The sequence below is a fragment of the Actinomadura sp. WAC 06369 genome (assembly GCF_003947565.1).
GTDB lineage: Bacteria > Actinomycetota > Actinomycetes > Streptosporangiales > Streptosporangiaceae > Spirillospora > Spirillospora rifamycini.
Map to the genome: position 1 here is coordinate 22,756 of NZ_QHJN01000092.1, position 10,180 is coordinate 32,935.

A 10,180-nucleotide genomic window follows, 5' to 3' on the forward strand; every position below is an offset into this window, starting at 1 on the left:
GTGGTCACCTTCCCGTCCATTGCGGCGCGCGGCCCTCGGCGAAGGCGCGGGCCCCTTCCTTGGCGTCCGCGCTGCCGAACACCTCGTTCACCTCGTCCGGCGTGCACCAGCGTCGCTGCCGCATGAGCTTCTTGGTCATCGCGACGCCGAGCGGGCCGTTCCCGGCGATCCGGCCGGCCAGCGCGAGCGCCTCGGCGAGGACGGATCCGGCGGGGACGACCCGGTTCACCAGCCCGTACCCGCGCGCCCGCTCCGCGGTGACGGGGTCGCCGGTGAGGCCCATCTCCAGGGCGAGCGCCATCGGGATCCGCTGGGAGAGCGTCGTCCCGCCGCCGCCGGCGAACAGGCCCCGCGCGACCTCGGTCATCCCGAGCCGGGCGTCCTCGGCCGCGACGACCAGGTCGCACGCCAGCACCAGCTCGAAGCCGCCGCCGAGCGCGGAGCCGTTCAGCGCCGCGACGACCGGCGTGGCGACGCTGCGGTGGTAGAACCACACGAGTCCCTTGATGTCGCCGCCCCGGGCGAACGCCTTCATGTCGAGCCCCGCGCAGAACACCGTCCCCGCGCCCGTCAGGACGATCGCGCGCGTGCCGGGGTCGGCGTCGGCGGCGCGCAGCGCGGCCGACAGCTCCTCCATCGCGGCCGGGTCGAGGGCGTTGCGCGCCGCGGGGCGGTTCAGCGTCAGCACCCGCACGTGGCCGCGCTGCTCGATCAGGACGAGGTCGCTCACCGGGCCTCCACGGCCCGCGGGCGCCCGTGCGGGGACGGCGATCGTGGCGATGACCTCCGTCGCGGGGGCGTCCGCGGCGGCGTCTGCGATGGCGTCTGTGGCGATGGCAAGGGCGGTCCTTCAGTCGGAGGCGGGCAGCGGCTTGGCCGCCTTGATGGTCATGGGCGCGCCGTCACAGGTCAGCTCGCCCGCGCCCGAGGACACGCACAGCAGTTCGACGGTCCCGGCGTCGTCCACGTAGCGCTTGCCGACGAGCGTGGCGTTCGCGGCGCCGCCGGACGGCGCCGCCGGCTTGGCGGGGGTCCCGGAGGCCGCGGCCATCGGGCTGCCGCCGCAGGCGATCACCGGGGCGCCCTGCGCGGGGGCCCGGACGACCACCACCTTCGTCGCGCACACGGTGCTGGCGAGCTGCGCCCCGGGGTGCAGCGCCGGTTCTGGTGACGTCATGGCGGTGCTTCCTTCCTCTCGCTGCGGAAACTATCTTCTCATTTTACGAGAATCAACCGTTCAGGGGAGGGGGCGGGAGCGGGCGGCACCGGAGGCGGCCCTCCGCGGCGACCGGCTTCACCGGGTTCCGGACCCCGGCGGATTGACGTCCGCCGCCACCCGTGAGAACCTACGATCCACAAATGAGAATGCCATTCTCGTCAGCGAGAAGGAACGGCACGAGAGGTCGGACCCTTGCCCCACTTCCCGAAACCCGCCGCCGGCAGCTGGACCGAGCACTATCCCGAACTGGGCACGGCACCCGTCGACTACAACGACTCCATCGACCCCGCGCACTACGAGGCCGAGCGCGAGGCGATCTTCAAGCGGACGTGGCTGAACGTCGGCCGCGTCGAGTCGGTGCCGAAGGTCGGCAGCTACTTCACCAAGGAACTCGCCGTCGCGGACACGTCCCTGATCATCGTCCGCGGCAAGGACAAGCAGGTCCGCGCGTTCCACAACGTGTGCCGGCACCGCGGCAACAAGCTCGTCTGGAACGACTTCCCCGGTGAGGAGGTCAAGGGCACCTGCCGCCAGTTCACCTGCAAGTACCACGCCTGGCGCTACGACCTGGCCGGAGAGCTGACCTTCATCCAGCAGGAGGAGGAGTTCTTCGACGTCGACAAGTCCGAGTACGGGCTCAAGTCCGTGCGGTGCGAGGTGTGGGAGGGGTTCGTCTTCGTCAACCTCGACCCGGACGCCGCGCCGCTCACCGACTACCTCGGCGAGATGGCCAAGGGCCTGGAGGGCTACCCCTTCCACGAGATGACCGAGGTGTACAGCTACCGGGCCGAGATCGGCAGCAACTGGAAGCTGTTCATCGACGCGTTCGCGGAGTTCTACCACGCGCCCGTCCTGCACCAGAAGCAGGCCGTCAAGGGCGAGGCGGACAAGCTGTTCAGCTACGGCTACGAGGCGCTGCACTACAAGCTCGACGGCCCGCACTCCATGATCTCGTCCTGGGGCGGCATGTCCCCGCCCAAGGACCCGAGCATGGTCAAGCCGATCGAGCGGGTGCTGCGCAGCGGGCTGTTCGGCCCCTGGGACCGGCCCGACATCGACGGGATCGACACCCTGCCGCCCGGCCTCAACCCGGCCCGCCACAAGGCGTGGGGCAGCGACTCCTTCGTCCTGTTCCCGAACTTCATGCTGCTCGTCTGGGCGCCCGGCTGGTACCTGACGTACCACTACTGGCCGACGGCCGTCGACCGGCACGTGTTCGAGACGAGCCTGTACTTCGTCCCGCCGAAGAACGCCCGCGAGCGCCTCGGCCACGAACTCGCCGCGGTGACGTTCAAGGAGTACGCGCTCCAGGACGCCAACACCCTCGAGGCCACGCAGACCATGCTCAAGGGCCGCGCCGTCACCGAGTTCCCCCTCAACGACCAGGAGATCCTCCTGCGTCACCTGCACAAAGTCGCCCGCGACCACGTCAAGGAGCACCGCGATGCCGCTGCCCGCTGAATTCGCCGACCTCGAGCCGTACGCGGGCTGGGCCCTGGCGACCGAGCCCGAGCGGTACGCCAAGCGCCTCGCCAGCTCGATGGAGGAGATGCAGGCGTTCTACGACGCCGCGTTCCCCCGCCTGGAGGACGCCATCGCCTACATCGACCGGCACCCGTGGGACGACCTGCCCGAGGACGCCCGCACCCTGATGCACCTCATGCAGGGCCTGGTCATGGTGTCGTTCCCCGTCGAGGTGTGGAAGCAGCCCCGCGTCCCCGACTCCGGCGCGGCGTACCTGGACCTCATCGTGGAGCCCGTGGTCTGACATGCTCACGCTGAGAGCGGCCGGGCTCCTCGACGTCGACGCGGGCGAGATCGTCCGGCCGGGGGTCCTGCGGATCGACGGCGACCGCATCGCCGGGGTCGGCGGCCCGCCCGAGGGCGAGGTCGTCGACCTCGGCGACGCGGTCCTGCTGCCCGGCCTGATGGACATGGAGGTCAACCTCCTGATGGGCGGGCGCGGCGAGACGCTGGAGTACTCGCCCGTCCAGGACGATCCGCCGCTGCGGATGCTGCGCGCCGTCGGCAACGCCCGCCGCACCCTGCGGGCCGGCTTCACGACCGTCCGCAACCTGGGGCTGTTCGTGAAGACGGGCGGCTACCTGCTGGACGTCGCGCTCGGCAAGGCGATCGACGCGGGCTGGATCGACGGGCCCCGGATCGTCCCGGCCGGGCACGCCATCACCCCGACCGGCGGGCACCTGGACCCGACGATGTTCGCGGCGTTCGCGCCCGGCGTCCTGCCGCTGTCGGTCGAGGAGGGCATCGCCAACGGCGTCGACGAGGTGCGCCGGGCCGTCCGGTACCAGATCAAGCACGGCGCGAAGCTGATCAAGGTGTGCGTGTCCGGCGGCGTCATGTCGCACACCGGCACGCCGGGCGCGCAGCACTACTCCGACGAGGAGCTGCGCGCGATCGTCGACGAGGCGCACCGGCGCGGCCTGCGGGTCGCGGCGCACACGCACGGCGCGGACGCGGTGCGCAACGCCGTCGAGGCGGGCATCGACTGCATCGAGCACGGGTTCCTCATCGACGACGAGACGATCGCGCTGATGGTCGAGCGCGGCACCTGGCTCGTCCCGACCACGGCCCTGGCCGACGGCATGGACGTCTCGAAGGCGGCGCCCGAGCTGAAGGCGAAGGCCGCGGAGATGTTCCCGAAGGCGCGGCGGTCGGTGCTGGCCGCCTACGAGGCCGGGGTGAAGATCGCGGTCGGCACCGACGCCCCCGCCATCCCGCACGGCCGCAACGCCTTCGAGCTGACGGCGCTGGTCGAGCGCGGCCTGGCCCCGGCGGACGTGCTGCGCGCGGCGACCGTCCGGGCCGCCGAGCTGATCGGCGCCACCGACCGGGGGCGGCTCGCCGAGGGGCTCCTCGCCGACGTCATCGCCGTGCCCGGCGATCCCCTGCAGGACATCGCCGTCACCAAGGACGTGCGGTTCGTGATGAAGGGCGGGAAGGTCTTTGTCAACAGGCGGCACGTCAACAGGCAGCACGTCAACAGGTAGCACGGCGAGGGGCGGCGTCGAGGACCACGTCGAGATCCAGCAGCTCCTCGCCCGGTACGCGGTGACCATCACCCGGGGCGACATCGACGGGCTGCTCGGGGTGTTCACCCCGGACGGCACCTACAGCGCCTTCGGCGACACCTACCGGCTGGACGAGTTCCCCGAGCTGGTCGAGGCGGCGCCCAAGGGCCTGTTCCTCACCGGGACGGCGGCGGTCGAGATCGACGGCGACACCGCGACCGGCACGCAGCCGCTCTGCTTCGTGGACCACTCCACCCACGAGATGCGCATCGGGTACTACAACGACACCTACGCGCGGACCGGCGACGGCTGGCGGCTGCGGACGCGGGCGATGACGTTCATCCGGCGCAGCGGCGCGCACGACTCCGGACGTCCGCACGCGCACCGGCGCGCGGGAGCATGAGCGGCACCGGCACCGGCCCCGGCACCGGCACCGGCGCGGACGTCGCGGAGTTCCGGGCGGAGGTGCGGGCCTGGCTGGACGCGAACGACCTGTCCCCCGCGCCCGGCCTCGACTTCGACGGGCAGGTCGCGCAGCTCGGCCGCGTCCGGCGCGCCCTCTACGACGCGGGCTGGATGCGGTACGGCTGGCCCGCCGAGGCCGGCGGGCTCGGCGGGCCGGCCGTGCTGCGCGCGGTGCTGGGCGAGGAGGTCGCGACCCGCGGCCTGGCCGAACCGGGCATCTACTCGATGATCGAGGTGCTCGCCCCGACGGTGATCTCCTACGCGCCGCCCGCACTGGCGGCCGAGATGGTGCCGCGGCTGCTGAACGGCGACGAGCAGTGGTGCCAGGGGTTCTCCGAGCCCGGGTCCGGCAGCGACCTCGCGTCGCTGTCGACCCGGGCGGAGCCCCGCGGCGGCGACTGGGTGGTCAACGGGCAGAAGGTGTGGACGAGCCTCGCCCAGTTCGCGGCGCGCTGCGTGCTGCTCACCCGCACCGCGCCCGGCCACGCCGGGATCACGGCGTTCTTCCTCGACATGGACTCCCCCGGCATCACGGTCCGGCCGCTGCGCACGATGCACGGCGTCGACGAGTTCGCCGAGGTGTTCTTCGACGACGTCGTCGTCCCCGGCGACCGCATGCTGGGCCGTCCGGGCGACGGGTGGCGGCTGGCGATGGACCTGCTGCCCCACGAGCGCTCGACCTGCTTCTGGCACCGCGTCGCGCACCTGTACTCGCGGCTGGACCGGCTCGTCGAGGAGACCGGCGCGAGCGGCGAGACCGACGACGCCGCGCTCGGCGCCGCGTACCTCGCGCTGCACACCGTCCGCTGCCGGTCGCACGCGACGCAGCGGCGGCTCGCCGGCGGGGCGCGGCTCGGCCCGGAGACCTCGGTCGACAAGGTGCTGCTGGCCGGGGCCGAGCAGCGGCTGTTCGACACCGCCCGGGACCTGCTGCCGGGGGTGCTGGAGCTGGACGGGACGCCGTGGCGCTCGGAGTACCTGTACTCGCGGGCCGCCACCATCTACGGCGGCACCGCCGAGATCCAGCGCAACATCATCGCCCGCCGTCTCCTCGACCTGGGGAAGGAATGACCGTGGAGCCCCCTGCGCCGGAGTCCCCCGCGATGGACGCGGCCGAGCGGGAGATGCTCGCCGACGCGCTGCGCAGGACGATGGCGGCGGCGTCGGGACCCGGGCTCGACGCGGCCCTCGCGGAACTCGGCTGGCCCGACCTGCTCGCCGCCGCGCCGGACGTCGCCGTCCCGCTCGTGTTCGGGCTGCTCGGCGAGACCGGGGCGCACGCGGCGGTGCTGAATGACGTGGTGCTGAACGACGTGGCACCCGGTGCGTCCGGGCGTCCTGCGGGGGACGCCCCGCCGCCGCTGCCGTACGCGGGCGGCCGGTGGGTCGTCTGGGACCGCGGGCCCGGGGACCGCGGCGCGGACGTGCTCGACGGCGACCTGCCGCTGCGTCCCGTCCCGGACGGCGCACCCGTCCCGCTCGCCGCGGGGCGCCGGGCGCTCGGCTGGTGGCTGGCCGGGACCGGGCGGGCGATGCTGCGCCTCGCGCGCGGGCACGCGCTCGACCGCGCGCAGTTCGGCCGTCCGATCGCCGCGTTCCAGGCCGTCCGGCACCGGCTCGCCGAGACGCTGGTCGAGCTGGAGGGCGCGGAGGCGGCGCTGGCCGCCCCGCACGCCCCGGCGGACGCGGACCTGGCGGCGCTGCTCGGCAAGGCCGCGGCGGGACGGGCGGCGCTGACGGCGGCCCGGCACTGCCAGCAGGTGCTCGGCGGGATCGGGTTCACCGAGGAGCACGAACTGCACCGGCACGTGCGGCGCGCGCTCGTCCTGGACGGCCTGCTCGGCGGCTCCCGGGAGCTGACCCGGGAGGCGGGGCGGATCCTGCGCGCGGAGGGGGCGGCGCGGCGGCTCGTGGAACTGTGAGCGGCGGCGCGCCGCGGAGCGTGAGCCTATGACACTCTTGGGTTAGGAAAGTCATAGTCTCGTTACCGTGCGCGCCGTAGTGCGGTGCCGGTACCGGCGACTGTCGATACTGTGCAGTAAGGTTCTACACATGGTGCAGAAGACGGATTCGACGGCGGACACCCCGAGCCACCGGCCGGCCTGGAAGGACCGCGCGGTCGAGCGCTCGACCAAGGCGGCGCGGCTGCGCGCCGAGCAGCGGGTGGAGCGGTTCCTCGACGCGGCCCAGGCGATCATCGCGGAGAAGGGCGGCACCGACTTCACCGTGCAGGAGGTCGTGGACCGCTCCCGCCAGTCGCTGCGCAGTTTCTACCAGCACTTCGACGGCAAGCACGAGCTGCTCCTCGCCCTGTTCGAGGACGCCCTGCGCCGGTCGACCGACCAGATCCGCGCCGCCGCCGGCGGCCGGACCGACCCGATGGACCGCCTCAAGGTGGCCGTGGAGTTGCTGTTCGAGCTGTCCCGGCCCGACCCGGCGGCGCAGCGGCCGCTGTTCACCGACTTCGCCCCGCAGCTGCTGGTGTCGCACCCGGCCGAGGTGAAGTCGGCGCACGCGCCGCTGCTCGGCCTGTTCACCGAGCTGCTGGAGCAGGTGGAGGCGGCGGGCGCGCTGCGGCCGGGGGTCAAGCCGCGGCGCGCGGCGGCGCTGGTGATGCAGACGGTCATGTTCATCGCGCACGGCGCCCCGGTCGACGAGGACGCCCACCCGATCACGGCCGAGGAGCTGTGGGAGTTCTGCTCCACGGGGTTCGCCGCCGCCGCGTGAGACCCGGACGAGAATAGCATTCTCATAGATCGGGCACGTGATTTACACTAGTGGCATGCCCACTTCCGTGACCGATCCGTGGAGCGACCTCCTCGCCTGCCTGGAACTGGACGGCCCCGGCCCCGTTCCGGGAGGCGGCTCCGGCGCCGCGGCCGCCTCCCCCGCCGCCGTCCGGCTGACCGGGCGCAACCAGCGGCTGACCTACCACCGGCTGTTCGGCGGCCAGCTCCTCGCCCAGTTCGTCCGGGCGGCCGGCGCCGTCTGCCCGGGCAAGGCCGTCAAGTCCCTGCACGCGCTGTTCCCCCGCGCGGGCCGCTCGGACGAGCCCGTCCGGTACGAGGTCGAGCGCCACCACGAGGGCGGGACGTTCGCCACCGTGGCGGTCACGGCCCGGCAGGAGCCCGGCGTGATCGCCACCGCGTCGGTGTCGCTGCACGCGGGCGAGGACGGCGCCGACCGGCAGTCCGTCCCCGGGGTGCCGGCCGTCCCCGGCGCCGAGCACGAGGTGAAGCTCGGCCTGCTCCCGTGGGAGACCCGCTCGACCGCGGACCTGGACGCCGCGGCCGCCGGGCCGCCCGAGTACGAGCTGTGGATGCGCACGCCGGCCGTCGGCGCGGAGCTGGCGCCGGCGCTGGCCGCCTACGCCACCGACCTCACGCTCATCGGCACCGCGCTGCGCCCGCTCGACGGCGTCTCCCAGAGCGACGCGGGGACGGCGTTCACCTCGGCCGTCACCTCGCACAGCGTGTGGTTCCACCGGCCGTTCCGCACCGACGACTGGCTGCTGCTGCGCCAGCACAGCCCGGTCCTGGCGCACGGCCGCTGCTTCGGCCGCGGCGACCTGCTCGCCGCGGACGGCTCCCTCGTCGCCTCCTACGCGCAGGAGGCCCTCCTGCGTCTGAAGGACCACTCCTAAGGCGGCATGCCCGCGGGGGCGCGGCCCGGCGGCCGCGCCCGGCGGCTACCCGGGCCCCTGCTCCTCCGCCGCCCCGCCGGGCTCGCGGGACCGGCGGAGGAGCAGGTCCGCCGCCGTGTAGGCGTCGTGGCGGCCGTCGGCGACGGCGGCGGCGAGCCGGGCGAGCTCCGGGTGGGCGCGCAGGCGGGTGTGGGCGAGCGAGAGGATCTGCGCGTGCGCGCGGGACGCCCGCCGCTCGGCGGTGTCGGCGCGGTGGTGCGCGTCGATCGCCTCGACCAGCTCCGGCAGGCCCGCCCCCTCGGCCGCCACGAGGGTGAGCACCGGGGCGCCCGTCTCGATCCGCAGCTCGCGGACGGTGCGCGCGGCGCCGTCCCGGTCGGCCTTGTTGACGACCAGCAGGTCGGCGACCTCCAGCAGCCCGGCCTTCGCCGCCTGGACGGCGTCGCCTGCCCCGGGCGTGAGGACGGCGACGGTGGGGTCGGCGACGGCGGCGACCTCGATCTCGGACTGCCCCACGCCGACCGTCTCCACCAGGACCAGGTCGAACGCCAGCGCGCCCAGCAGCCGGACGGCGGCGGGCACGGCGGCGGCCAGCCCGCCGAGGTGGCCGCGCGTCGCCAGCGAGCGGATGAGCACGCCGGGGTCGGTGGTGTGCGCGGCCATCCGGATGCGGTCGCCGAGCAGCGCGCCGCCGCTGTACGGGGAGGACGGGTCGACCGCGAGCACCGCGACCCGCAGCCCGCGCTCCCGGTAGGCCCCGACGAGCGCGGCGGCGGTCGTCGACTTGCCCGCGCCGGGCGGCCCGGTCAGCCCGACGACCCGGGCGGCCCCCGCTCCGGAGGCGGGGGCGGGGACCGGGTCCGCGTCGAGGGCGGCGAGGACCTCGCCGCGGCGCTCCCCCTCGACGAGGCTCAGCAGCCGGCCCGCCGCCCGGGGCGAGCCGCGGCGGGCCGCGGCGAGCAGCCCGGGGACGTCCGTCCCGGGCGCCCCCGAAACCGGCGCGCCCGCCGCGGGCACGTCCGCCGCAGGCACGTCCGTCACGGGGCGGGGACCTCGATCACGGTGGCCGAGCCCATCCCGCCGCCCGCGCACATCGCGGCGACGCCGATGCCGCCGCCGCGGCGGCGCAGCTCGTGCACCAGCGTGACCAGCATCCGGGCGCCGGTCGCGGCGACCGGGTGGCCGAGCGAGCAGCCGCTGCCGTTGACGTTGACCCGGTCCGGGTCGAGCCCGAGCCGCCCGACGGTCGCGACGCACATCGCCGCGAACGCCTCGTTGATCTCGAACACGTCGACGTCCGCGGACGTCATCCCGGCGCGGGCCAGCGCCTTCGGGATCGCCTTCACCGGCGCGAGCCCGGTGATGCGCGGGTCCACGCCGACGGACGCCCACGACCGGACGGTCGCCAGCGCGGGCAGCCCGTGCCGGCGGGCGAACCGGTCGCCGGCGACGACGAGCGCGGCGGCGCCGTCGTTGGCGCCGCAGGCGTTGCCCGCGGTGATGCTGAACCCCTCGATCTCGGGGTGCAGCGGCTTCAGCGCGGCGAGCCTCTCGAGCGTGGTGTCGCGGCGCGGGTGCTCGTCGACGGCGAACGTGCCGTGCGGCGTCTCGATCGGGACGATCTCCGCGTCGAACCGTCCCTCGTCGATGGCGCGGACGGCGTTGCGGTGCGAGCGCAGCGCCCAGGCGTCCATCTCCTCCCGCGACACGCCCGCTTCGACGGCCGCGTTCCAGCCGACGGTGATCGACATGTCGCGGTTGGGGGCGTCCGGCCTGGCCCCCGACCTCATCGACGACGTGATCCTCGCCGAGGGCCTGTAC

Annotated in this window: 12 protein-coding genes; 8 read left to right on the forward strand and 4 right to left on the reverse strand. The window is 74.3% G+C overall.

The window, feature by feature from the left end; genetic code table 11:
• Positions 1 to 4: 4 nt before the first annotated feature.
• On the reverse strand, positions 5 to 730 hold the full coding sequence (locus DMH08_RS23680; protein WP_125617789.1) for an enoyl-CoA hydratase-related protein: 726 nt from the start codon (positions 728 to 730) through the stop codon (positions 5 to 7).
• Between the two features lie 120 nt (positions 731 to 850).
• Entirely contained in the window at positions 851 to 1,177 is a 327-nt protein-coding gene (locus DMH08_RS23685) for a hypothetical protein (RefSeq protein WP_125617791.1), read from the reverse strand.
• Positions 1,178 to 1,411: 234 nt separating this feature from the next.
• Here DMH08_RS23685 and DMH08_RS23690 point away from each other — a divergent pair, with 234 nt between their 5' ends.
• The 8 genes from DMH08_RS23690 to DMH08_RS23725 all read left to right on the forward strand — a co-directional run bounded on the left by DMH08_RS23690 (position 1,412) and on the right by DMH08_RS23725 (position 8,359).
• The gene (locus tag DMH08_RS23690; protein WP_026401993.1) at positions 1,412 to 2,680 is read left to right on the forward strand and encodes an aromatic ring-hydroxylating oxygenase subunit alpha; all 1,269 of its coding nucleotides are present in this window, start codon (positions 1,412 to 1,414) and stop codon (positions 2,678 to 2,680) included.
• A complete protein-coding gene (locus DMH08_RS23695; protein WP_026401992.1) occupies positions 2,664 to 2,987 on the forward strand; it encodes a hypothetical protein in 324 nt (107 codons plus the stop codon). The genes DMH08_RS23690 and DMH08_RS23695 overlap by 17 nt, the downstream gene beginning before the upstream one ends.
• A 1-nt stretch (position 2,988) precedes the next feature.
• Positions 2,989 to 4,230, forward strand: a complete 1,242-nt coding sequence (locus DMH08_RS23700; RefSeq protein ID WP_125617793.1) for a metal-dependent hydrolase family protein — start codon at positions 2,989 to 2,991, stop codon at positions 4,228 to 4,230.
• The gene (locus tag DMH08_RS23705; RefSeq protein WP_125617795.1) at positions 4,187 to 4,654 is read left to right on the forward strand and encodes a nuclear transport factor 2 family protein; all 468 of its coding nucleotides are present in this window, start codon (positions 4,187 to 4,189) and stop codon (positions 4,652 to 4,654) included. The genes DMH08_RS23700 and DMH08_RS23705 overlap by 44 nt, the downstream gene beginning before the upstream one ends.
• Complete coding sequence (locus DMH08_RS23710; protein WP_125617797.1) at positions 4,651 to 5,787, forward strand: acyl-CoA dehydrogenase family protein; 1,137 nt, start codon at positions 4,651 to 4,653, stop codon at positions 5,785 to 5,787. Before DMH08_RS23705 ends, DMH08_RS23710 begins: the two co-directional genes overlap by 4 nt.
• 2 nt (positions 5,788 to 5,789) lie before the next feature.
• A complete protein-coding gene (locus DMH08_RS23715) occupies positions 5,790 to 6,638 on the forward strand; it encodes an acyl-CoA dehydrogenase family protein (RefSeq protein WP_199747970.1) in 849 nt (282 codons plus the stop codon).
• Positions 6,639 to 6,768: 130 nt separating this feature from the next.
• Positions 6,769 to 7,443 carry a TetR/AcrR family transcriptional regulator gene (locus tag DMH08_RS23720; protein WP_125617799.1) on the forward strand — a complete coding sequence of 225 codons (675 nt, stop codon included), beginning with the start codon at positions 6,769 to 6,771 and terminating at the stop codon, positions 7,441 to 7,443.
• 55 nt (positions 7,444 to 7,498) lie between these two features.
• The gene (locus DMH08_RS23725; RefSeq protein WP_199747971.1) at positions 7,499 to 8,359 is read left to right on the forward strand and encodes an acyl-CoA thioesterase; all 861 of its coding nucleotides are present in this window, start codon (positions 7,499 to 7,501) and stop codon (positions 8,357 to 8,359) included.
• 45 nt (positions 8,360 to 8,404) lie between these two features.
• On the opposite strand, the gene meaB is transcribed toward DMH08_RS23725, so the two are convergent.
• Together meaB and DMH08_RS23735 are read right to left on the reverse strand one after the other, a co-directional pair.
• Entirely contained in the window at positions 8,405 to 9,400 is a 996-nt protein-coding gene (gene meaB / locus DMH08_RS23730; RefSeq protein WP_233617763.1) for a methylmalonyl Co-A mutase-associated GTPase MeaB, read from the reverse strand.
• On the reverse strand, positions 9,397 to 10,180 hold a 784-nt coding region (locus tag DMH08_RS23735; protein ID WP_148108601.1), incomplete at its 5' end, for a thiolase family protein. The genes meaB and DMH08_RS23735, both read right to left, overlap by 4 nt.